Raw genomic sequence first — 21,001 nt, forward strand, 5'->3', positions numbered from 1 at the left:
GGACCGCGATGCCGTTCAAGGGCAAGCCGCCGGGCAGCGGCTCGGGCGAGATGTCGCGGCGGACGCAGGCGCTGCGACCGGATATCGCGCTGGCGCCGAAGGAGGCCGCCAAGGCCCGCGCGCTGCGCCGCCAGGGCGCCGCACCGGAGGAGATCGCCCGGGCGTTCGGCGTCCCGATCGAGGAGGTCGAGAAGGCGCTGGTGCAGATGCGCAGCCCGCGGCCGGAATCCACCCGCGGCACGCTGAACATCACCCTCGCGGCGCATCGCTTCGTCATGGCGGAACGCCAGGGCGAGGAACCGCTCTGGCAGACCATGGACCGCATCGTCGACGAGCTGATGCGGCTGCGCCAAGTGGTGGCCAAGGGCGCGGCGGCGGCGAAGGCGCGGCGGGAGGCGGCGCGGCCGGACGACCTGCTGCCGGGCCTGCTGCCGGAGCCGCCGGCACATTGAGCCGCGCATGGCACTCCGGCCGGACCGGCGCTAAGCTCGACGCCGCCAAAAGGGGCAGAGACCCCGCGACGAGGAACCCGGACCATGACCCTTTCCATCCGCCCCGCCAATCCCGCCCGCCCGGATTTCGTCGGCGAGGTCTCGGGCGTCGATATCCGCGCCGGCGTCTCCCCGGCCGAAGCCGCGGCGATCGAGGACGGCATGGACCGCTACGGTGTTCTCGTCTTCCGCGGCCAGGATATCGACGATGCGCAGCAGATCGCCTTCAGCCGGCATTTCGGCCCGCTGGAATTGGCCACCGGCGATATCGTCCAGGGCCAGGCGCGACGCCTCTCGATGGAAGTGAACGACATCTCCAACCTGCACCAGGACGGCAGCGTCATGGCGCGGGACGACCGCAAGCGGCTGTTCTCCCTGGGCAACATGCTCTGGCACAGCGACAGCAGCTTCAAGCCAACCCCGGCGAAATTCTCCCTGCTTTCGGCCCGGGTCCTGCCCGGCCGCGACGGCAACACCGAATTCGCCGACATGCGCGCCGCCTGGGATGGCTTGACCCCCGCGATGCAGGCCGAAATCCGTGACCTGGTCACCGAGCACAGCCAGATCTTCAGCCGCGGCGTGCTGGGCTTCACCGAATTCACCGCTGACGAATTGGCGAAGTGGCAGCCGGTGCCGCAGCGCCTGGTGCGCCGGCATCCGCGGACCGGGCGGCTCTCCCTGTTCCTCTCGGCACATGCCGGCGCCATCCAGGGCTGGCCGGTGCCCGAGGCGCGCGCCCTGCTGCGCGACCTGACCGAGCATGCGACGCAGCGCGAATTCGTCCATGCCCATGTCTGGCAGCCGCATGACCTGGTGATGTGGGACAACCGCGTCACCATGCACCGCGCCCGGCGCTACGACGCGACCCAGGTGCGCGACCTGCATCGAACGACGGTGGCGGACGTGGCGCCGACCCTGCAGCAGGCGGCGTAGCGGGGCCGGACTACTCGTCCCGCCGGGGCCGGGCCAGCAGCCGACCCATCGCCTCGGCCACGGTCACCTCGCCGGCCAGCAGGTCGGCCACTGCGTGGCAGATCGGCAGTTCCACCCCGGCCACCGCGGCGCGTGCCACCAGGGCGGGAGCCGTCGCCACGCCTTCGGTGACGCCGACGCGCTCCGCCAGAACCTCGGCCAGGCACCGCCCGCGGCCCAGCGCCAGGCCAAGCGAGGTGTTGCGGCTCGCCGGGCCGCTCGCCGTCAGCAGCAGGTCGCCAAGGCCGGACAGGCCGGCCGCCGTCTCCGGCCGTCCGCCGAGTGCCACTGCCAGCCGCGCCAATTCCGCCACCCCACGGGTCACCAGCGCCGCCCGGGCATTCTCCCCGAGCCCCGCGCCGATCACCGCGCCGGCGGCGATGGCGATGACGTTCTTCGCCGCCCCGCCCACCTGCACGCCGACCGGGTCGTCCGAGCCGTAGAGCCGGAAGGCCGGCGTCGCCAGCAGGTCGCCGACCTGCTCTCGCAACCCGGTGTCGCGGCTGGCGATCACGGCCGCGGCGGGCAGGCCGGCGGCCACCTCATGCGCGAAATTGGGGCCCGACAGCACGGCGGCCGGCAGGCCGGGCCGCAGCGCCTCGACGATCTCCAGCGGCAGGCGGAGCGTGTCGCGCTCGACCCCCTTGGCGACGACGACCAGCGGCGGCGCGTCTCCCGGCAGGCCGGCCAGGAAGGCGCGAAGGTGCTGCACCGGCACCGCCAGGATCGCCGCCTCGGCGCCGTGCAGCGCCACCGCGAGGTCATGGGTCAGCGCCAGTCCCGCCGGTAGCGCCACCCCGGGCAGGTAGCGCGCATTCTCCCCGGCCGCAGCCATCGCCGCCACCCGTGCCGGATCGCGCGCCCAGAGGCACGCCTGCGACCCGGCCCGCACCGCTTGCAGGGCCAGCGCGGTGCCCCAGGCGCCGGCGCCGAGGACGGCGATGCGCGCCATCTATTCCGCCGCCACCCGGGTCATCGCCCAGCCCTGGCCGGGCTCGTCATCGCCCAGCTTGTCCAGCAGCGCGGCCAGGATGGCGCCGCCCTCGGCCTCGAATTTCCAGGGCGGGTTGGCGACCAGCAAGCCGCAGCCGTTCAGCCGCTGCGGGTCGGTCGGCTCGCGCAGCCAGATCTCGGCCGCGACCAGGTCGCGCAGCCCGGCATCCTGCAGCGCGGTGTGGAAGGCGCGCACCGGGGCGCGGTGCTTGAGCGGATACCAGCAGGCCTGGATGGCGCCGCGGAAGCGGTGGGAGACCAGCGCGATGCCCTGGGCCAGCCGCTCGAACTCGCCCTCCTGCTCGAAGGGCGGGTCCACCAGGACCAGGCCGCGCTTCTCCGGGAAGGGGGTTAGTGCCTTCAGCGCCTCCCAGCCGTCGCGGTGATGCACCGAGACCTGGGCGTCGCGGCGGAAGGCGGCGCGCAGGGTGGCGTGGTCGTCGGGGTGCAGCTCGCAGGCCAGCAGGTGGTCCTGCGGCCGCAGCAGGCTGGCGACCAGCGCGGGGGAGCCGGGATAGTATTCGGGCGCCCCGGCGGCGCGGACCAGGGCGACATAGTCGGCGAGCGGCCCATCCTCGACGCCCAGCAACCGGCCGATGCCGCGTCGCCATTCGCCGGTCCGCTCGGCCTCGGAAGCCGTGCCCAGGTCGTAGCGGCCGATGCCGGCATGGGTGTCCAGCACCCGGAAGGGCTTCTCCTTCGCCGCCAGCGCACGCAACAGCCAGACCAGCAGCGCGTGCTTCATGCAGTCGGCGAAATTGCCGGCGTGGAAGGCGTGGCGGTAGTTCACGCGAACCTCGGTTCAGTTTCGCCGGATGACCTCGCCGTTGCGCGCCTCGTCCGGCAGGCAGAGCGCGGCGATCGCCGGGGCGACATCGGCCGGCTGGGCGATCGAGGCCGGGTCCTCGCCGGGCATGGCCATGCCGCGCAGCTTGGTGGCGACCGCGCCGGGGTCGAAAAGGTTGACCCGCAGCGGCGTGTTGGCGACCTCGGCTGCCCAGGATTTCGCCAGGTGTTCCTGCCCGGCCTTGCCGAAGCCGTAGAGGCCCCAATAGGCGCGCGGCTCGGCCACCAGCCCGTCGGTCAGGAAGACCGCGCGGCCGGCCGGCGCCGCGCGCAACGGCGGGTCGCAGGTGCGGATCAGCCGCCACGCCGCGCCCATGTTGACCGCGACGGCTTCCTGCCAGTCGCGCGGCATGATGTGGGCGACCGGCGTCAGCTTGGCCAGGACGCCGGCGGCATGCACCAGGATATCCAGCCGGCCGAAGCGCTGGGCGATCGAGGGCCCGACCATGTCGAGCTTCTCGCCGTCCTTCATCAGGTCGAGCGGAAACAGCGTCGCCGCGCCGCCGGCCTGGCGGATGGCGTCGTCCACCTCCTCCAGCGCGCCCTGGGTGCGGGCGGTCAGCACGCAATGCGCGCCGAGCCGGGCGAGCTCGAGCGCCACCGCCGCGCCGATCCCGCGGGAGGCGCCGGTGACGAGGGCGACCGAACCTGCGAGCGGCCGCGGCATCAGCTGGCCTGCAGCAGCGAGAGCTGTCGGTCCTGGTTGTCGCCCGCATCGGTCAGCGGGATGGCATAGTCACCGGTGAAGCAGGCGTCGCAATAGGCCGGCTTCTCCGGGTCGCGGCCCGGCTTGCCGAGCGCGCGGTAGAGGCCGTCGAGCGAGATGAAGGCCAGGCTGTCGACGCCGATGATCTGCGCCATCTCGCGCAGGTCGTGCTGGGCGGCCAGCAGCTTGCCGCGTTCCGGCGTGTCGATGCCGTAGTAGCAGCTATGGGTCGTGGGCGGGGAGGAGATGCGCATGTGCACCTCCGTCGCGCCGGCCTGGCGCACCATCTCGACGATCTTCCGGCTGGTGGTGCCGCGGACGATGCTGTCGTCGACCAGGATGACCCGCTTGCCTTCCAGCATCGGCTTGTTGGCGCTGTGCTTGAGCTTCACGCCCAGGTTGCGGATCTGGTCGGTCGGCTCGATGAAGGTACGGCCGACATAGTGGTTGCGGATGATCCCGAGCTCGAAGGGGATACCGCTTTCCTTGGAATAGCCCATCGCCGCCGGCACGCCGCTGTCCGGTACCGGCACCACCACGTCGGCCTCGACGCCGCTCTCGCGCGCCAGCTCGGCGCCGATGCTCTTGCGGGTGGCATAGACCGGGGTGCCTTCCACGACGGAATCCGGCCGGGCGAAGTAGATGTACTCGAAGATGCAGAAGCGGTCGGGCTGCTTGGTGAAGGGCTTGATGCTGTGCACGCCCTGGTCGTCGATGACGATGATCTCGCCGGCATCGATGTCGCGGACGAACTCGGCACCGACGATATCCAGCGCGCAGGTCTCGGACGACAGCACCCAGGAGGGCGGCTGGCCGTCGGTGCCACCGAACCGGCCGAGCACCAGCGGGCGGACGCCCGACGGGTCCCGCGCGCCGATCAGCGCGCCGTTGTGCAGCGCCACCAGGCTATAGGCGCCCTGCACCTGGCGCAGCGCGTCGATCAGCCGGTCCACCACGGTGGAATAGAGGCTGATGGCGATGAGGTGGATGAACACCTCGCTGTCCGTGGTCGACTGGAACAGGCAGCCGCGGTTGACTAGGTTGCGGCGGAGGCCGAGCGCATTGGTCAGGTTGCCGTTATGCGCCACGGCGAAGCCGCCGAAGGCGAAGTCGGCGTACAACGGCTGGACGTTGCGCAGCGCCGTCTCGCCGGTCGTGGCGTAGCGGTTGTGGCCGACCGCGGTGCGGCCGCGCAGCTTCGACATGACCTTGGGGTCGGAGAAATTGTCGCCGACCAGCCCCTGGCTCTTGTGCGCGTGGAAGGTCCCGCCATCGCCGAGTGCCACGATGCCGGCGGCCTCCTGGCCGCGATGCTGCAGGGCATGCAGGCCGAGCGCGGTCAGCGCCGCGGCGTCGGTGGCGTTCCAGACGCCGAAGACGCCGCATTCCTCGTGGAATTTGTCGTCGTCGTGCGGACGGGTGGACAGTTCGGTCATGCGGGTGTCCTCACGTCCGGTTGCGGGCCGGCGGGCGCATAAGGTCGTCCTGGGTCGGCAGGCCGCGGGCCGGGGGAGCGGCGACGCGGGGCCGGTATTCGGGCGGTAGCCGGGCCACGACCCAATGCGAGCCATCGACCACCAGCGGCAGCATCCGGGCATCCCGGACGGCCTCGGGCCAACGATCGGCGGCGGGCAGGACCATGCCGCCCAGGATATAGGCGATGATCACCAGGAACGCACCCCGCGCGATGCCGAAGACCAGGCCAAGGGCGCGGTCGGTGCCGCCGAGGACCGAATCCTGCACGAAGCGGGCGACGAAGCTGATGAGGATCTTCAGCACGACCAGGACCACGAGGAAGACGCCGCCAGCGGCCAGGGCATTGGCCAGCCAGGCTGGCTCGACGCTGCCTTCCAGCAGGGGGGACAGCCGCGGATAAAGGGCGAGCGCCAGCAGGGCGGCGCCGATCCAGGCGCCGACCCCCAGCACTTCCTGCACAAGTCCTCGCATGAAGGCGAGCAACGCCGACACGGCGAGCACCGCCAGCACCACAGCATCGACCCAGGTCATCGTGCCCGGGGTATAGCGGCGCGGCGGCGGCGGTGTCCACGCAAGCAGCCGCCAGCGGGAGCGGGGCAGGCCCCCCGGATTCGCGGGGCCGGGAGCGGCCTAGCCCGGCCGCAGCCCAGCCCGGTCCGCCGCAGCCCGGGTCCAGGCGCCTTCCCGCACCAGGAAGGCGGCGAAGCCGGCCGGGGTCGCCTCGGCCGGGGCGGCCATCTCGCTGCCCATCGCCTCCAGCCGCTGCCGGTTCCCGGCATCCGCCACCGCCGCGGCGACGGCGGCGGCCAGGGCCGCAAGCACCTCCGCCGGCGTGCCGGTCGGTGCCACGATCCCGACGAAGGCGGCGGCGCGGAAGCCGGGAACGCCGGCTTCCTCGAAGCTCGGCACCTCCGGGATCATCGCCAGCCGGCCGGCCGAGCCCGTCGCCAGGATCCGCACCACGCCTTCGCGGTGCAGCGGCAAGGCGGTGGAGATCTCGGTCATCCCGGCCTTGATGTTCCCCGCGATCAGGTCCGGCGCCATCGCCCCGCCGCTGCCATAGGGCACGTGCTGCAGGCCGGCACCCGTCGCCGCGTTGAAGCTCTCGATCGCCAGGTGCGAGGTGCTGCCGGTGCCCGACGACCCCGTCGAGATGCTGCCGGGGGCGGATTTCGACAGCGCGATCAGCGCGGCCAGGGTCTCTGCCGGCACGCTGCGGTGCACCGCCAGCACGTTCGGCGTGCGGACGAACATCCCCACCGGGACGAAGTCCCGCACCGGGTCGTAGCCGAGATTGGCCTGGATCACCGGGTTCACCGTCAGCGGCCCGTTGGAACCGAGGAAGATCGCATAGCCATCCGGCCTGGCCCGGGCGAAGGCGGTGGCGGCGACGTTGCCGGCGGCGCCGGCGCGGTTTTCCACCACCACCGGCTGGCCCAGCTTCTCGGACAGCGTCGGCGCCATCACCCGCGCCACGGTGTCGGAATTGCCGCCTGGGGCGAAGGGGACGATCAGCCGGATGGGGCGGTCCGGGAAGCCGGCCTGGGCGCGCGGGAGGCCCGGCGCGAACAGGACGGGCGCGCCGGCCAGGGCCAGCAGGGCCCGGCGGTGGATGGGCATGGATGTTCCTCCCCGGCCCGGGACGGCTGGGCCTCGTTGCGGGCGAGGATGCGGCCGGTGCAGGCCGGGCTCAACCCGCTTTCGCCGTCTCCCTCTCGCGCGTCGGTTCCTTCTTCCCCGCCTTGGCGGCGAAGGGCGCGACCAGGTCGGCCATATGGCCGATCTCGGTCAGCCGCAGACCGTCCAACGCCGCCGGCGCGCGGCCGCCGCGGGCGATCCGCCGCGGCAGCACGGCGGCGGCGAAGCCGAGCTTCTGCGCCTCCCGCAGCCGGGACTCGGCCTGCGCCACCTGGCGGATCTCGCCCGAGAGGCCGACCTCGCCGAAATAGACCGTGCCCGGGTCGGTCGGCCGGTCGGTCGCCGCCGAGACCAGCGCCGCCGCCACGGCCAGGTCGGCCGCCGGTTCGTTGATCCGCAGGCCGCCGGCAATGTTCAGGTAGACGTCGTTCTGCCCGAGCGTCAGGCCGCAGCGGGCTTCCAGCACCGCCATCAGCATCGACAGCCGCCCGCTGTCCCAGCCCACCACCTGCCGGCGCGGGCTGCCGCCGGTCGAGGGCGCCAGCAGCGCCTGGATTTCCACCAGCACCGGCCGCGTGCCTTCGATTCCCGCGAAGACCGCCGAGCCGGAGACGTTGCCGCGGCGTTCGGCCAGGAACAGGGCGGAGGGGTTGGGGACTTCCACCAGGCCGCGCTCGGTCATCTCGAAGACGCCGATCTCGTCGGTCGCGCCGAAGCGGTTCTTGGTGGCGCGCAGGATGCGGAACTGGTGGCCGCGGTCGCCTTCGAAATAGAGCGTCGCATCCACCATGTGCTCCAGCACGCGCGGCCCGGCGAGCGTCCCTTCCTTGGTGACGTGGCCGACCAGCACGAGGGCGAAGCCGCGCGACTTGGCCAGGCGGATCAGCTCCGCCGCGCATGTGCGGACCTGCGCCACCGTGCCCGGCGCGCTGTCGAGCGCGTCGAGCCACATGGTCTGGATGGAATCGATGACGACGAGCGCGGCGTCGGCCTCCTGCTCCAGGCTGGCGACGATGTCGCGCAGCGCGCTGGCGGCGGCGAGCTCCAGCGGGGCCTTTTCCAGGCCGAGGCGGAGGGCGCGCAGCCGGACCTGGGCCACCGCTTCCTCCCCGCTGATGTAGAGGGCACGGCGGCCGGCATGCGGCCCCCCCTGGGCGATGCGCGCCGCAGCCTGCAGCAGGATGGTGGACTTGCCGATGCCCGGATCGCCGCCGACCAGCACGGCGGAGGCCGGGACCAGCCCGCCGCCCAGCACCCGGTCCAGCTCCGGCAGGCCGGTCGGGATGCGCGGCGGCGGCGGGCTGCTGCCCTCCAGGCCGACGAATTCGATCTGCCGCCCGCCGATCGCCTTGGCCGCCGGGCCGGGGCCGCGGGCAGCGGGCGCCAATTCCTCCTGCAGGGTGTTCCACTCGCCGCAGGCGTCGCACTTGCCCTGCCATTTCGGGGCGACGGCGCCGCAGGCCTGGCAGACGAAGCGGTTGCGGTCCTTGGCCAAGCCGAAGGCTCCCTTTGGGGCAAAACGTGAACATGAGGTATAGCGCGGCGCCGCTGAACCGTCACCCGATTCCGTGCGCGCGACCCTGGACCGAGGAGCGATCGCGACCCATCCTCAGCGCATGGAAACGCATTTCCCCTTCGGCCTCACCGTTTGCGGCATCGAGGAGCTGACCGGCCATTGCGAGGCCGGGGTCAGCCATGTCCTGTCCATCCTCGACCCCGACTGGCCTGTACCGGAGGCCTTCGGGACCTTCGGCGAGCATGCCAAGCTGGAACTCCGCTTCCACGACGTGATCGAGGTGGCGCCCGGCACCATCCCGCCGTCCGAGGCCGACATGCGCGCCGTGCTCGCCTTCGGCCGCGACATCGAGGCCGAGACGGCATCGCGGCTGCTGGTGCATTGCCATGCCGGCATCTCGCGCTCCACCGCCTCGATGGCGCTGATCCTGGCGCAGGCGCGGCCGGCCCTGGGGGCGGAGGCGATCCTGCAGGGCATCCTCGGCATCCGCGAGAAGGCCTGGCCGAACCTGCGCATCCTGGAGATCGGCGATGCGATGCTGGGGCGGGACGGGACACTGCCGAAGGCGGCGGCGGCGCTGTACCGGCATCAGCTGAACATTCGCCCGCATCTGGCGCAGGTCATGCGCAATGCCGGGCGGGGGCGGGAAGTGGATGCGGGGGAAGCGGTGGCCTGACGGCACGGTTGCGGAGGGAAAAGCATTCCCTCCGCAAACCCCACCCTTCCCATTTATGAGTCCGGCATTCGCCGCGCGGCCGATGCCAACCCAGAAAAATAGATGAGGGGTCCGGGGAGAATGCCTTCTCCCCCGCCTTTCTTCAGGCCGCCATCGCCTGCTCGAGCGTCGGCGCCAGGTCGGTCAGCGTCACCCGCCGCATGTCGCGCGGGAAGCGCTTGTCGTCGAAGGGCCGGGCGCGGTGCATGGTGCTGCGGTTGTCCCACATCACCAGGTCCCATGGACGCCACTGGTGCGCGTAGACGAACTGACGCTGCGTCGCGAATTCGGTCAGATTGCGGATCAGCATCATCGCCTCCGGCCGCGGCCAGCCGATGATCTGGCCGATATGCGCCGACAGGTAGATCGAATGCCGCTGCGAGCCGGGGTGCCAGCGCACCAGCCGCTGCCGCACCGGTGCGAAGGCCAGTTTCTCCTCCGGCGTGTATTCCTCGAAGCCCATCGAGCCGCGCGAGTAGATCAGGCTGTGCTCGGTCACCAGGTCGCGGACCTGCGCCTTCGTATCGTCCGGCAACGCGTCCCAGGCGGCCCGCATGTCGGCGAATTCGGTGTCGGCGCCCTGCGGCGGCACCACCCTGCCATGCAGCATGGAATACTTCGCCGGCGTCGCCTTGAAGCTGCTGTCGCTGTGCCAGAGCTGGTTGCCCAGGTTGAACATCCGCCGCCGGTCATCCGCCGCCAGCAGGTCGCCGCTGACATCGAGATTGGAGATGTCGGCCATCCGGCTGTGCTTCAGCCGGTGCTTGTGCGCATCGACCGTGGCGCGCGCCTCCTCCAGCGGGCCAAGCGCCTCGCCGAAGGCCATCTGCTGGTCGTCGTCCAGCCGTTGGTCGCGGAAGACCAACACGGCGTAGCGGTCCATCGCCCGGTCGATCTCGGCGCAGAGATCGGGGCTAGGCGTTTGCCGCAGGTCGAGCCCGCCGACCTCGGCCGCGAAAAGCGGATGGAGCGGGATGAGTTGCAGCGCCATGAGGCGTCCTCCAGCCTGATATATCAGGATGCATTGTAGCTCCCGCGGGCCGGCGGTGGTCAAGCCGCCGGCTGGGTGGCCTCAGGCGTTGCGGTAATAGCGCCGTGCCCGCCGCTCCGCGTCCCGCGCCGCATCCGCCGGCGTCGCCTGGCCGCTGGCCACCGCGGCGCACATCTGCACCAGCACATAATCGGCCGCGACGGCGCCGGAGGCCTGGCTGATCGGGCCCTTGAAGCCGGACCAGTACTTGTTCTCCATCGTCTCGCGGAAGATCGTCAGCTTGGGGTCCGAGGTCCAGACCGTGCTGGCGCCATAGGCCTTCAGCGGATGCGCCCAGTAGCCGAGGCTGCCCTGCATCCAGGGATCGTACTGCTCCGACTCCAGCATGAAGGCGATGAAGGCCTTGGCCGCGTTCGGGTAGCGGGTGTGCTTGAAGACCATGGCGTTCATCACCGTCGCGGTCTGCGGCGGCCCGGCGGCGCGGCCCTTCGGCAGGAAGGAATGCTGGGTGTCCTCGGCGATCGGCGCGGTCTTCGGGTCGGACTTCATGGTGAAGTACAGCGAGACGCCGTTTGCCGTCAGGAAGATCTCCTCCGCCGAATAGGCCCGGTTGTTCGACGGGTCGAGCCAGGACAACGTCCCCGGCACGAAGGCCTGGTACAGCTCCTGCAGGTATTTCAGCGCCTCCAGGGTCTGCGGGCTGTTGATGGCGACCTTGCCGTCCTCATCCACCAGGTAGGCGCCGTGCGACCAGAGCAGCCATTGCGCGAAGTTGTTGCCGTCGCCCACCGCGTTGCCGAGCGCGAAGCCGACCGGCTTGTTGTTCTTTTTCATCGCCAGGCAGAGCTTCAGGAACCCCGCATGGTCGTCCGGGATGGCGTCGAACCCAGCCTCCTTCACCGCCGAGACTCGCCAGGTGCAGGGGCCGATGTTGCCGCCGAAGGGGATACCGAGCCAGGTATTGCTGGCGTGCTTCTTCCCGTACTTCTCCGCCAGCGACCCCCAGCCGCCGTAGCGCTTGCCGAGATACTCGGCGACGTCGTTCATCTCGACGATCTTGTCGGCATAGATATGCGGGTCGTCCGACCAGCCGATGACGATGTCCGGCCCGGTGCCGGTATTGGCCACCACCGCGGTCTGCGGGCGGATATCCTCCCAGCCGACGAAATCGACGCGGACGGGGATGTTGAAGCGTTCCTGGAAGCGCTGCGCATTGGCGCGGAAGATCACCTCGTCCGGCTCGACGAACCGCGCCGGGCGGATGATGCGCAGCGAGGCGCCGGCTTCCGGCGTGGTGCGCAGCGCGCCGCCTTCGGTGCGCGGGATGCCGCCTTGGGCCAAGGCCGGCCCGGCCAGCGCCGCGGCACCGAGTGCCAGCGCCGCGCGGCGCGTGATGTCCTGCATGGACTGTTCCTCCCCTGTGTCTGCTTGGCCGCGCGGCCGCCGGGACGGCGTGCGGCGGGCTTCAGGATGCGGGCCGGGCTGGCCGCGTATCGACGCATTTCGGTATCGCTCGCCATTTGGTGAAATCGGCGGAAGTCATTGGCGGGGCGTGCCGCGGGCGCCGGGAACCGGGCCCGGCAAGGCCGGACACCTGTCGTAACCGAAAGCATTGCGGAACCGGCCGGGCCGGCTGGCGCTTTGCCCTCACAACGTCGTTCCCGCTCTCCCCCACCCCCCTCAGGGAGCCCGGTCCCATGCGACCCTCGGACCCTCGCGCCGCACCCCCGCGGCGCGGCAAGCTGCTGCGTGCTTTCGCCGTAACGGCGGCGCTGCTGATGATGCCCTGGGCGGCGCCTGAAGCCGCCGCACGGGCGGCCAAACCGCGCGCCGACCAGGCGCAGCCGCAGCGCCGTGCCCAGGCGGCGCCGGCGCGGCGCGTCGCCACCGCCGCGCGGCCCGCCCGCCCTGCGCCGCGCCGCGTCGCGGCCAAGCCGGCGATTGCCGGCCCGGCCGCGGCGGAGGTTCCCGGCATCCGCCGCGTCGTCGTCTCCGCCCTCGACGGCGCCATCCGCAGCACCGGGATCGACCCGACGCTGCTGGCCGCACTGGCCTGGCAGGAGAGCCGCTTCGATCCGCGCGCCCGCAACCGGCGTTCCACCGCGCGCGGGCTGATGCAGTTCACGGAGGCGACCTGGCTGGAAGCCGTGCGCGACCACGGCCCGCAGCATGGCCTGCGCTACGAGGCGGCAGTGCTCACCACCGATCCCGCCAGCGGCACCATCTCAACGCGCCAGCCGCGCACCCGCAGCCGTATCCTCGAACTGCGCGACAACCCACGCTACGCGGCGGCGCTGGCGGCAGAGCGGATCAGCCGCGCCCGGCAGACGCTGACGCGGACGCTCGGCCGCCCGGTGGAGCCGGCGGACCTCTATATGGTGCACCTGCTCGGCCCGGCCGGCGCGCAGCGTTTCCTGAGTGCGATGGACCGCACGCCCGGCCGGCCTGCGGCGGAATTCGTCGGCGCCGACAGTCTTATGCTGAACCGGGAGGTTTTCGTCGCGCGCGGCAATGCCCGGCCGCTGAGCCTGGCCGAGGTGCATGCCTGGGTCGCCCGGTCCATCGCCGGGCAGCGGGAGATGCACGCGCCGCTTTTCGCCGTGCTGGACGCGCCGGAGATGATCGAAGTGGCCGATGCCCGCTGAGGGCGGGTCAGTGCGCTTGAATACAGAACGGCCGATGCGGAATGGTAGGCTGGGCTGGCGCCCGGACGGGTGCCTGGCCCAGGGAGGACCCAACCATGATCCCCGTCGATGCTCATACGATGCTGGAGATCGCCCCGCGCTTCAGCGGCGCGAACGGCGAACGCCAGGCGGCGATCGTCGCCGCGGTCGGCGAGGTGCTGCGCCCGACCCTGGAGCGCTATGCGATCGACACCCGCCTGCGCATCGCGCATTTCCTCGGCCAGACCTGCGTCGAGGCAGCGGGCTTCCGCACCACCGAGGAACTCGCCGACGGCACCGCCTATGAAGGCCGCAAAGACCTCGGCAACACCGAGCCGGGCGACGGGCCGCGCTTCAAGGGACGTGGGCTGATCCAGCTCACCGGCCGGGCGAACTACCGCAGCATGGGCAAGGCGCTGAAGCTGGACCTCGAGAACAACCCGGCCCAGGCCGCCGACCCGGCGCTGTCGCTGGTCGTCGCCTGCGAATACTGGAAGAGCCGCAAGATCAACGATGCCGCCGACCAGGACGACGTCATCCGGGTGACGAAGCTGATCAATGGCGGGCTGAACGGGTTGGACGAGCGCCGGCGCTTTACCGCGAAGGCCAAGGAGGCGCTGGCCCGGCTGGAAGGCATCCTGGTGACCGGGGCGCAGCCCGAGGCGACCCGCGCCACCCTGCATCGCGGCGCGAAGGGCGAGGCGGTCGCCGGGCTGCAGCGGATGCTGCGCGGCCTCGGCTTCGCGCTGGCGGTGGATGGCGATTTCGGCGCGGCGACCGAGCTGGCGGTCACGCAGTTCCAGCAGGCCAAAGGGCTGGATGTGGATGGCGTGGTCGGTGCCAAGACCTGGGCGGCGCTGGAGACGGCAGCGGGATAGGCAACGCCGTTGCCTCGCCCAATCCCACCTCTTGCTTCCTGTGAGCCCCGCACGCGCCGCGCGACAGGTGCCAACCCGCAGACATAGAAGAGGAAGCAGGGGAGGATGCTTTCTCCCCTGCCTTGCTCAGTCCGGCCGGATTCCCGCCTCACGGATCAGCTTGCCCCACATCGCCGTCTCCTCCGCCAGCGTCCGCCGCAGCGTGGCGGCGTCGCCGGTGGTGATGACCACGCCATGCTCGGCCATCTTCGCCCGCAGCTCGGCGTCACCGGTCGCCGCGGCCAGTGCGGCTTCCAGCCGTGCCAGCACCGGCGCCGGCGTCGCGGCGGGGGCGAACAGCCCCTGCCAGAAGACCACGTCGAAGCCGGGCAGGGCCTCGGCCACCGGCGGCAGGTCCGGCAGCAGCGCGACGCGTTCGGCCGAGGAGATGCCCAAGGCCCGGGTGGCGCCGTCCCGCAGGCTGGGCAGCGCTTCCAGCACCGCCTGGAACATCGCCTGGATGCGGCCCGCCCGCAGGTCGAGCAGCGCCGGGGCGCCGCCCTTGTAGGGCACGTGCGTCACCTCGATCCCGGCAGCCTGGGCGAACAGCGCCTGGGCCAGGTGGTTGACCGCGCCGGTGCCGCTGCTGCCGAAATTCAGCTTGCCCGGATTGGCGCGGCACCAGGCGATCAGCTCCGCCGTGGTCCGCGCCGGCACCGCGGGGTGCACATGCAGCACGAAGGCGGTGCGGAACACCATGCCGATCGGCGCCAATTCGCGCATCGGGTCCTTCGGCGTCAGCGTCGGCTGCAGGCCGGGGTTGATCGCCAGGGTCGAGGTGCCCATCAGCAGGGTATAGCCATCAGGCCGCGCCTGGGCGACGGCGGTGTTGGCCACCGCGGTCGCGGCGCCGGCGCGGTTCTCCACCACCACGGGCACGCCGAGCTCGCGGCCCATGCGTTCGGCAACGGCACGGCTGGTGATGTCGGTCACGCCGCCCGGTGCGTAGCCCGACACCACGCTGATGGCGCGGGCGGGGAAGCTGTCCTGCGCGCGCGACGCGGTGGGCAGCAGGGCGAGTGGCGCGGCGAGTGCGGCGCGGCGGCGGATCGGCATGGAGGTTTCCCCGTGGATGGTTGCCCTCAGACTCGCCGCTGCCGGCGGTGCGATCAAGCCCCGCCGCCTCTTCGCCACCGCTTGCGGCCGTGCCATCCTGCCGGCAAAAGGCGGGAGGAAGCGGCGATGCCCGAAGGGTCCATCCAGCGCGAGCAGGTCGCGGCGGTGCATACCACGGATGTGCTGGTGCTCGGCGCCGGCTCGGCCGGCTGCGTCGTTGCGGCGCGGCTGAGCGAGAATGCCGAGACGCAGGTGGCGCTGATCGAGGCCGGGCCGGCCGCCTGGCGCGACCCGTGGATCCGCATCCCGGCCGGCTTCGCGCGGCTCTATGCCTCCGGCAAGTACGACTGGAAATTCCACACCGAGGCCGAGCCGGGACTCGACGGCCGCAGCATCCACTGGCCGCGCGGCAAGGTGGTTGGCGGCTCGGGCGCGGTGAACGGGCTGGTCTTCCTGCGCGGCTCGCCGCGCGACTACGACCGCTGGGCGCAGTCGGGCGCGCGCGGCTGGGCCTATGACGACGTGCTGCCCTTCTTCAAGCGGATGGAGACCTGGTCCGGCGAGCCCTCAGAGGAACGCGGCACCGACGGGCCGATCCACAGCTCGGAGGCGCGGCATGCCTCCCCGGGCGCCGCGGCCTTCGTCGCCGCGGCGCGTGCCATGGGCCATCAGCGGGTCAAGGACTTCAACGGCGCCTGGCACGAGGGGGTCGGGCCGATGCCGCTCAACACAAAGGGCGGCCTGCGCAGCCATTCCGGCGACATGTTCCTGAAGCCCGCGCGTGGCCGGGCCAACCTGCGGATCATGCCGGGGCGCACCATCCAGCGGCTGGTCTTCGACGGCATGCGCTGCACCGGGGCGCTGGTGCGCGGCCCCGCCGGGCTGGAGCGCTGGGAGGCGCGGCGCGAGGTGGTGCTGTCGGCCGGCGCCATCGGCACGCCGCAGATCCTGATGCTGTCCGGCATCGGCGACGGCGCGCACCTGCAGGAGACGGGGATCGAAACGCGGCTGCATGCCCCGGGCGTGGGCCAGAACCTGCAGGACCACTTCCTGCAGCGCATGCGCTACCGGGTGAAGCCCTGCGGCACGGTCAACGAGTTCTGGCACAACCCGATCGGCAAGCTGCGCATGGCGGCACGCTACGCCTTCGACCGGCGCGGGCCGATGGCGATCGGCGCGGCGGAGGCCAACCTCTTCGCCCGCGTCCTGCCCGGTGCCGAGGAGCCGGACATGCAGTACCTCTTCGTCAACTTCACCGTCACCAGCTACGACCAGGGGCCGGACACACATCCGGGCTTCATGTTCAGCGCCTGCCAGTGCCGCCCCGACAGCCGCGGCACGATCACGCTGCGCAGCGCCTCGCCGGACGACAAGCCGGTCATCCGCGCCAACTACCTGGAGGCGGCGCATGACCGGCACCTGATGGTGGAAGGCGTGAAATACGCCCGGCGGCTGGCCGCGCAGCCGCCGCTGGCGGCGCTGATCGAGGAGGAGCTGACGCCGGGCGCCCGGGTGACCTCGGACGAGGAGATCCTGGCGCATATCCGCAGCGACGGCGGCACGGTCTACCACCCCTGCGGCACTGCCCGCATGGGCGAGGACAGCTTGGCGCCGGTCGACAGCCGGCTGCGGCTGAAGGGGGTGACGGGGCTGCGGGTGGCCGATGCCAGCGTGATGCCCTTGGTGCCGTCCTCCAACATCCAGCCGGCGGCGCTGATGATCGGGGAGCGCGCGGCGGCCTTCCTGCGCGAAGGCGCGGCATGACCGGCCACGCGGACGCGGCCGTGGCGAAGGACGTGCCTCTCCGCCGCGTGGCGCCTTCGGCAGCGGGCCACCCCGGCGGCACGCGGCCGGACAGGACCGCCGTGCCGATGCCCGGACCTGGCGTGCGGGGCGCTGGCCGGCGGTAGCGGCAGCCTGGTGCCGCCGTTACCCTGGCGTGCCACCGGAATACCCGCATGCCGCATCGCCCCCCCGAAGTCCGCCACTCCGAGACGGGTGCCGATGTCCTGTCCCGCCCGCTGCTGATCCTGATCGGCGGCGCCGGCGACGGGACGCTGCGCAAGGTCGGCCAGGTGGTCGACTGGCTGCGCGCCCGGCCGGATGCCGCCCGCCGCGAGGTGCACTATTTCTTCCACTGGCAGAAGGGCGCCGTGCTCGGCCTGATCGGCACGCAGCCGCCCGGCCGGCCGATCCGCCTCATCGGCCATAGCTGGGGCGGCAATTGCGCGGCCCGGGTCGCCGCCGCGCTGGGGCAGCAGGGCCGGCCGGTGGACCTGCTGGTCACCATCGACCCGGTCACCCGCGGCATCGGCCCGGCCTTCCTCGCCCAGGTGAAGGCCGGCGCCCGGCGCTGGATCAACGTCCGGGCCGGCGGCGCCGCGGGGTTTGACTATTCCGACCTGGTGGCGGCGATCGGCGGCCCCTATGGCGACGCGCCGCGCGACCATGCCGACCAGCACCTGGTGGTGCCGCATCCGCACGCTGCCTTCGCCGCCATGATGCAACGCCCGCTGCCCGAAGGCGCGACGCTGCTGGACCTCGTCATCGCCTGATCCGCAGGACCCTTGCCGTTGCCGCCCGGCTCGCCTCATATCGGCGGCAACCCAGGGAGGTAACCAACCATGCTCGGCCTGATGCAGGACCGTCCGCTGCTGATTTCCGCCGTGCTGGAACATGCGGCGCGGAACCATGGCGGGGCGAAGATCGTCTCCGCCCGGCCGGATGGCAGCCTGGTGCGGCACAGCTGGCCGCAGGTCGCCGCCCGCGCCGCCCGGCTGGCGCATGCGCTGACCGCCCGCGGGGTACGCCCGGGCGAGCGCATCGCGACGCTCGCCTGGAACGAGCACCGCCACCTGGAGATCTATTACGGCGTCTCCTCGATGGGCGCGGTGCTGCACACGGTGAATCCCCGCCTCTTCCCCGACCAGATCGCCTTCATCCTGAAGGATGCGGCCGATACCCACCTGTTCGTCGATCCCACCTTGATGGCGGGGGCGGAGGCCCTGGCCGACCGGCTGCCGGACAGCCTGAAGACCATCGTCGTCATGGGGACCGAGGCCGATATCCCCGCCGACTGCCCGCTGCGCGGCCGGTTCGAGGTGGTGGCGCAGGAAAGCCTGCTGGAAGGCCAGCCGGAACACTATGACTGGCCCGCGCTGGACGAGCGCGCGGCCTCCTCGCTCTGCTACACCTCCGGCACCACGGGCGACCCGAAGGGCGTGCTCTACAGCCACCGCTCCACCGTGCTGCATGCCATGGCGGTGGTCACGCCGGATGTCTTCAACCTGGCCGCCGTCGACGTGGTGATGCCGGTCGTGCCGATGTTCCACGTGAATGCCTGGGGCGTGCCCTATGCCGCGGCCATCGCCGGCGCCAGCCTGGTGCTGCCGGGGCCGAAGCTCGACCCGGCGTCGCTGTACCGGCTGATCGAGGAGGAGAAGGTCACCCGCTCGGCCGGGGTGCCGACCATCTGGACCGCGCTGCTCAACTGGCTGCGGGCCGATCCGGCGCGGCGCTTCACCCGGCCGCCGAAGCTGGCGGTCGGCGGCACCGCGCTGCCGACGCCGGTCAATGCCGGCTTCCTGAAGGAATACGGCGTCGAGATCCTGCATGCCTGGGGCATGACCGAATGCAGCCCGGTCGGCACCAGCGGGGCGCGCATGCCGCAGACCGCCGACTGGGATGCCGACCGCTTCGTGGAGTACTGCCGCAAGCAGGGCAAGCCGCTGTTCGGCGTGGAGATCCGGGTGCGGGACGGGGAGGGGCAGGACATCCCGCATGACGGCATCGCCTTCGGCGAGCTGGAGGTGCGCGGCCCCTGGATCGCCAGCCAGTACTTCAACCGCCCCGGCGACCCGGCCTTCACGGATGACGGCTGGTTCCGCACCGGCGACGTGGTGACGCTGGATGAACACGGCTCGATGGAGATCGTCGACCGGGCCAAGGATGTCATCAAGTCGGGCGGCGAGTGGATCAGCTCCATCACCCTGGAGAACGTGATCATGGGCCACCCGGCGGTGCAGCAGGCGGCCGTCATCGGCATCCATCACAGCAAATGGGACGAGCGGCCGCTGCTGCTGGTGGTGCCGAAGCCGGGCGCCAGCCCGACCCAGGCCGATATCCTGGCCTTCTACGACGGCAAGGTCGCCAGGTGGTGGATGCCGGACCAGGTGGAATTCGTGGACAGCCTGCCGCTGACCGCCACCGGCAAGCTGTGGAAGGCGGACCTCAAGCAGAAATACAAGGATCGCTCGGCGGGGTAGGGCGCTTCCAGCACGATCCTTGCAAGGCTTCGTCCATCCCGGGACCGGAGCCTTGCATGACCCTGCGCCACCTCGCCCTCGCCGCCATCGTGGCGGCCCTGCCCGCCGCCGCCCAGGCGCAGCAGAAGACGCTGCGCATCGCGATGACCGCCAGTGACGTCCCCACCACCGCCGGCATGCCGAACAACGGGTCCGAGGGGATGCGCTTCCTCGGCTTTCCGGTCTTCGAGCCGCTGGTCGACTGGGACCTGACCCGGGCCGACAAGCCGGCGGATATCCGCCCCGGCCTGGCGGAATCCTGGGCGCAGGATGACGCCGACCCGCGCAAGTGGCGCTTTGCCCTGCGCCAGGGCGTCAGCTTCCATGACGGCACCGCCTTCGGCGCCGACAGCGTGATCTGGAACCTCGACCGGTTCTACAAGAACGACAGTCCCCAATTCGACGCGCCGGCGGCGGCGCTGGCGCGCGGCCGGGTCTCGATCATGTCGGGCTACCGCAAGATCGACGACCGCACGGTCGAGATCGAGACCTCCCGCCCGATCTCCTACCTGCCCTATCTGCTGACCTGGATCCTGTTCACCTCGCCGCAATCCTATGCCGCCGCGGACCACGACTGGGGCAAGGTGGCCGCCGCCGGCGGTGCCGGGACCGGGCCGTTCCGGATCAGCCGCTTCGTGCCGCGCGTCTCGGCCGAGCTGTCGCGCAACGACGGCTACTGGAACCCCGACCGGAAGCCCAAGCTCGACCGCATCCTGCTGCTGCCGATGCCGGAGGCGAATACAAGGCTCGCCGCCCTGCGCTCCGGCCAGGTGGACTGGATCGAGGTGCCGCCGCCGGATGCCATCCCCAGCCTCAAGCAGGGCGGCTTCCAGGTGGTGACCAACTCCTATCCGCATGTCTGGCCCTGGGTCTTCGCCGCCGGCAAGCCGGGCAGCCCGGTGGCCGATGTGCGGGTCCGCCAGGCGCTGAACTACTGCATCGACCGCGACGGCATGCTGGCTTTGCTGAACGGCACGGCGGAGCCGAGCATCGGCTTCTACAAGGCGAACGACCCTTTGTTCGGCAAGCCGGAGAACCGCTACAAGCTGGATGCGGCGAAGGGCAAGGCGCTGATCTCTGCTGCCGGCTACGGGCCGCAGAAGCCGCTGAAGATCACCATCGGCATCTCCACCTCGGGGTCCGGGCAGATGCTGCCGCTGCCGATGAACGAGTTCCTGCAGCAATCCCTGAAGGAGAATTGCGGCGTCGATGTCGCCTTCCAGGTGGTCGAGTGGAACACCCTGCTGGCCGGCCTGCGCGCCACGCCCGAGGCGTCGCAATGGCTGGGCGCCGATGCGCTGAACATCAGCCTTGTCTCCTCCGACCCCTCGCAGATGGCGCGCTGGTTCCTGTCGTCGAACGCCACACCGGTGGGGTCCAATGCCGGGCACTGGAAGGACGCCGAATTCGACGCCGCCTTCGCCACGGTCGAGACCGAGCGCGACCCGGCGAAGATCGCCGCCGCCCTGACCCGCGCGCATGAACGGCTGGTGGACGGGGCGCCCTGGCTCTACATCGTGCACGACCTCAACCCGCGGGCGATGAGCCGCCGGGTGAAGGGCTTCGTGTCCGCCCAGTCCTGGTACCAGGACCTGACCCGGGTGGACCTGCAATAGGCTTGGGCAGAGTGCCGCGGCGCTGGGCGGGGGGACGCTGCCTCGCCGCCGCGGCAGGGATATGCAAGGCCGGCCATCCCAGGGTGGCGCGGTCCTTGCTA

General features: G+C 71.4%; 19 protein-coding genes. 9 read left to right on the forward strand and 10 right to left on the reverse strand.

Annotation, left to right across the window (positions count from 1 at the left end; all coding sequences use genetic code 11):
• The first annotated feature begins 8 nt into the window (after positions 1 to 8).
• Together ACFQS7_RS13355 and ACFQS7_RS13360 are read left to right on the forward strand one after the other, a co-directional pair.
• A complete protein-coding gene (locus tag ACFQS7_RS13355; RefSeq protein WP_380067572.1) occupies positions 9 to 452 on the forward strand; it encodes a hypothetical protein in 444 nt (147 codons plus the stop codon).
• A gap of 84 nt (positions 453 to 536) precedes the next feature.
• On the forward strand, positions 537 to 1,424 hold the full coding sequence (locus ACFQS7_RS13360) for a TauD/TfdA dioxygenase family protein (protein WP_380067573.1): 888 nt from the start codon (positions 537 to 539) through the stop codon (positions 1,422 to 1,424).
• A 10-nt stretch (positions 1,425 to 1,434) separates the two neighbouring features.
• On the opposite strand, the gene ACFQS7_RS13365 is transcribed toward ACFQS7_RS13360, so the two are convergent.
• The 7 genes from ACFQS7_RS13365 to radA all read right to left on the reverse strand — a co-directional run bounded on the left by ACFQS7_RS13365 (position 1,435) and on the right by radA (position 8,617).
• Entirely contained in the window at positions 1,435 to 2,415 is a 981-nt protein-coding gene (locus tag ACFQS7_RS13365) for an NAD(P)H-dependent glycerol-3-phosphate dehydrogenase (protein WP_380067574.1), read from the reverse strand.
• On the reverse strand, positions 2,416 to 3,246 hold the full coding sequence (locus tag ACFQS7_RS13370) for a 23S rRNA (adenine(2030)-N(6))-methyltransferase RlmJ (protein ID WP_380067575.1): 831 nt from the start codon (positions 3,244 to 3,246) through the stop codon (positions 2,416 to 2,418).
• A gap of 12 nt (positions 3,247 to 3,258) precedes the next feature.
• Positions 3,259 to 3,969 carry an SDR family NAD(P)-dependent oxidoreductase gene (locus tag ACFQS7_RS13375; protein ID WP_380067576.1) on the reverse strand — a complete coding sequence of 237 codons (711 nt, stop codon included), beginning with the start codon at positions 3,967 to 3,969 and terminating at the stop codon, positions 3,259 to 3,261.
• Positions 3,969 to 5,444 (reverse strand): amidophosphoribosyltransferase, encoded by a 1,476-nt coding sequence (purF, locus tag ACFQS7_RS13380; RefSeq protein WP_380067577.1) that lies wholly within the window; start codon positions 5,442 to 5,444, stop codon positions 3,969 to 3,971. Before purF ends, ACFQS7_RS13375 begins: the two co-directional genes overlap by 1 nt.
• A gap of 10 nt (positions 5,445 to 5,454) precedes the next feature.
• Positions 5,455 to 6,015: a CvpA family protein gene (locus ACFQS7_RS13385; RefSeq protein ID WP_380067578.1), complete on the reverse strand. Its 561-nt coding sequence runs from the start codon at positions 6,013 to 6,015 to the stop codon at positions 5,455 to 5,457.
• Positions 6,016 to 6,114: 99 nt separating this feature from the next.
• Complete coding sequence (locus ACFQS7_RS13390; RefSeq protein ID WP_380067579.1) at positions 6,115 to 7,104, reverse strand: Bug family tripartite tricarboxylate transporter substrate binding protein; 990 nt, start codon at positions 7,102 to 7,104, stop codon at positions 6,115 to 6,117.
• Positions 7,105 to 7,174: 70 nt separating this feature from the next.
• Entirely contained in the window at positions 7,175 to 8,617 is a 1,443-nt protein-coding gene (gene radA, locus ACFQS7_RS13395; protein ID WP_380067580.1) for a DNA repair protein RadA, read from the reverse strand.
• Between the two features lie 121 nt (positions 8,618 to 8,738).
• Between radA and ACFQS7_RS13400 the strand changes: the two genes are divergently transcribed.
• A complete protein-coding gene (locus ACFQS7_RS13400) occupies positions 8,739 to 9,314 on the forward strand; it encodes a tyrosine phosphatase family protein (RefSeq protein ID WP_380067581.1) in 576 nt (191 codons plus the stop codon).
• Between the two features lie 142 nt (positions 9,315 to 9,456).
• Here ACFQS7_RS13400 and ACFQS7_RS13405 read toward each other — a convergent pair whose 3' ends face one another.
• Positions 9,457 to 10,344 (reverse strand): TauD/TfdA dioxygenase family protein, encoded by an 888-nt coding sequence (locus tag ACFQS7_RS13405; protein ID WP_380067582.1) that lies wholly within the window; start codon positions 10,342 to 10,344, stop codon positions 9,457 to 9,459.
• Between the two features lie 81 nt (positions 10,345 to 10,425).
• The gene (locus tag ACFQS7_RS13410) at positions 10,426 to 11,748 is read right to left on the reverse strand and encodes an ABC transporter substrate-binding protein (protein ID WP_380067583.1); all 1,323 of its coding nucleotides are present in this window, start codon (positions 11,746 to 11,748) and stop codon (positions 10,426 to 10,428) included.
• A 293-nt stretch (positions 11,749 to 12,041) separates the two neighbouring features.
• Here ACFQS7_RS13410 and ACFQS7_RS13415 point away from each other — a divergent pair, with 293 nt between their 5' ends.
• Together ACFQS7_RS13415 and ACFQS7_RS13420 are read left to right on the forward strand one after the other, a co-directional pair.
• Entirely contained in the window at positions 12,042 to 12,989 is a 948-nt protein-coding gene (locus ACFQS7_RS13415) for a transglycosylase SLT domain-containing protein (protein ID WP_380067584.1), read from the forward strand.
• Positions 12,990 to 13,084: 95 nt separating this feature from the next.
• The gene (locus tag ACFQS7_RS13420) at positions 13,085 to 13,885 is read left to right on the forward strand and encodes a peptidoglycan-binding protein (RefSeq protein WP_380067585.1); all 801 of its coding nucleotides are present in this window, start codon (positions 13,085 to 13,087) and stop codon (positions 13,883 to 13,885) included.
• 126 nt (positions 13,886 to 14,011) lie between these two features.
• On the opposite strand, the gene ACFQS7_RS13425 is transcribed toward ACFQS7_RS13420, so the two are convergent.
• Positions 14,012 to 14,980 carry a Bug family tripartite tricarboxylate transporter substrate binding protein gene (locus tag ACFQS7_RS13425; protein ID WP_380067586.1) on the reverse strand — a complete coding sequence of 323 codons (969 nt, stop codon included), beginning with the start codon at positions 14,978 to 14,980 and terminating at the stop codon, positions 14,012 to 14,014.
• Positions 14,981 to 15,106: 126 nt separating this feature from the next.
• Here ACFQS7_RS13425 and ACFQS7_RS13430 point away from each other — a divergent pair, with 126 nt between their 5' ends.
• The 4 genes from ACFQS7_RS13430 (at position 15,107) to ACFQS7_RS13445 (ending at position 20,900) form a co-directional block, all read left to right on the forward strand.
• The gene (locus tag ACFQS7_RS13430) at positions 15,107 to 16,744 is read left to right on the forward strand and encodes a GMC family oxidoreductase (RefSeq protein WP_380067587.1); all 1,638 of its coding nucleotides are present in this window, start codon (positions 15,107 to 15,109) and stop codon (positions 16,742 to 16,744) included.
• A 194-nt stretch (positions 16,745 to 16,938) separates the two neighbouring features.
• Positions 16,939 to 17,535, forward strand: a complete 597-nt coding sequence (locus tag ACFQS7_RS13435; RefSeq protein ID WP_380067588.1) for a thioesterase domain-containing protein — start codon at positions 16,939 to 16,941, stop codon at positions 17,533 to 17,535.
• 69 nt (positions 17,536 to 17,604) lie between these two features.
• The gene (locus ACFQS7_RS13440) at positions 17,605 to 19,245 is read left to right on the forward strand and encodes a long-chain-fatty-acid--CoA ligase (protein ID WP_380067589.1); all 1,641 of its coding nucleotides are present in this window, start codon (positions 17,605 to 17,607) and stop codon (positions 19,243 to 19,245) included.
• A 56-nt stretch (positions 19,246 to 19,301) separates the two neighbouring features.
• Complete coding sequence (locus tag ACFQS7_RS13445; protein WP_380067590.1) at positions 19,302 to 20,900, forward strand: ABC transporter substrate-binding protein; 1,599 nt, start codon at positions 19,302 to 19,304, stop codon at positions 20,898 to 20,900.
• The last annotated feature ends 101 nt before the right edge of the window (positions 20,901 to 21,001 follow it).

The sequence above is a fragment of the Dankookia sp. GCM10030260 genome, assembly GCF_042666655.1.
GTDB lineage: Bacteria > Pseudomonadota > Alphaproteobacteria > Acetobacterales > Acetobacteraceae > Paracraurococcus.

Bases quoted from the DNA above. Each gene is read 5' to 3' on its own strand.
- ACFQS7_RS13360 (WP_380067573.1), top strand. From the start codon at position 537: ATGACCCTTTCCATCCGCCCCGCCAATCCCGCCCGCCCGGATTTCGTC.
- ACFQS7_RS13355 (WP_380067572.1), top strand. From the start codon at position 9: ATGCCGTTCAAGGGCAAGCCGCCGGGCAGCGGCTCGGGCGAGATGTCG.
- ACFQS7_RS13390 (WP_380067579.1), bottom strand. From the start codon at position 7,104: ATGCCCATCCACCGCCGGGCCCTGCTGGCCCTGGCCGGCGCGCCCGTC.
- ACFQS7_RS13365 (WP_380067574.1), bottom strand. From the start codon at position 2,415: ATGGCGCGCATCGCCGTCCTCGGCGCCGGCGCCTGGGGCACCGCGCTG.
- ACFQS7_RS13420 (WP_380067585.1), top strand. From the start codon at position 13,085: ATGATCCCCGTCGATGCTCATACGATGCTGGAGATCGCCCCGCGCTTC.
- ACFQS7_RS13410 (WP_380067583.1), bottom strand. From the start codon at position 11,748: ATGCAGGACATCACGCGCCGCGCGGCGCTGGCACTCGGTGCCGCGGCG.
- ACFQS7_RS13440 (WP_380067589.1), top strand. From the start codon at position 17,605: ATGCTCGGCCTGATGCAGGACCGTCCGCTGCTGATTTCCGCCGTGCTG.
- ACFQS7_RS13425 (WP_380067586.1), bottom strand. From the start codon at position 14,980: ATGCCGATCCGCCGCCGCGCCGCACTCGCCGCGCCACTCGCCCTGCTG.
- ACFQS7_RS13375 (WP_380067576.1), bottom strand. From the start codon at position 3,969: ATGCCGCGGCCGCTCGCAGGTTCGGTCGCCCTCGTCACCGGCGCCTCC.
- ACFQS7_RS13415 (WP_380067584.1), top strand. From the start codon at position 12,042: ATGCGACCCTCGGACCCTCGCGCCGCACCCCCGCGGCGCGGCAAGCTG.
- ACFQS7_RS13405 (WP_380067582.1), bottom strand. From the start codon at position 10,344: ATGGCGCTGCAACTCATCCCGCTCCATCCGCTTTTCGCGGCCGAGGTC.
- ACFQS7_RS13400 (WP_380067581.1), top strand. From the start codon at position 8,739: ATGGAAACGCATTTCCCCTTCGGCCTCACCGTTTGCGGCATCGAGGAG.
- ACFQS7_RS13435 (WP_380067588.1), top strand. From the start codon at position 16,939: ATGCCGCATCGCCCCCCCGAAGTCCGCCACTCCGAGACGGGTGCCGAT.
- ACFQS7_RS13385 (WP_380067578.1), bottom strand. From the start codon at position 6,015: ATGACCTGGGTCGATGCTGTGGTGCTGGCGGTGCTCGCCGTGTCGGCG.
- purF (WP_380067577.1), bottom strand. From the start codon at position 5,444: ATGACCGAACTGTCCACCCGTCCGCACGACGACGACAAATTCCACGAG.
- ACFQS7_RS13430 (WP_380067587.1), top strand. From the start codon at position 15,107: ATGCCCGAAGGGTCCATCCAGCGCGAGCAGGTCGCGGCGGTGCATACC.
- ACFQS7_RS13445 (WP_380067590.1), top strand. From the start codon at position 19,302: ATGACCCTGCGCCACCTCGCCCTCGCCGCCATCGTGGCGGCCCTGCCC.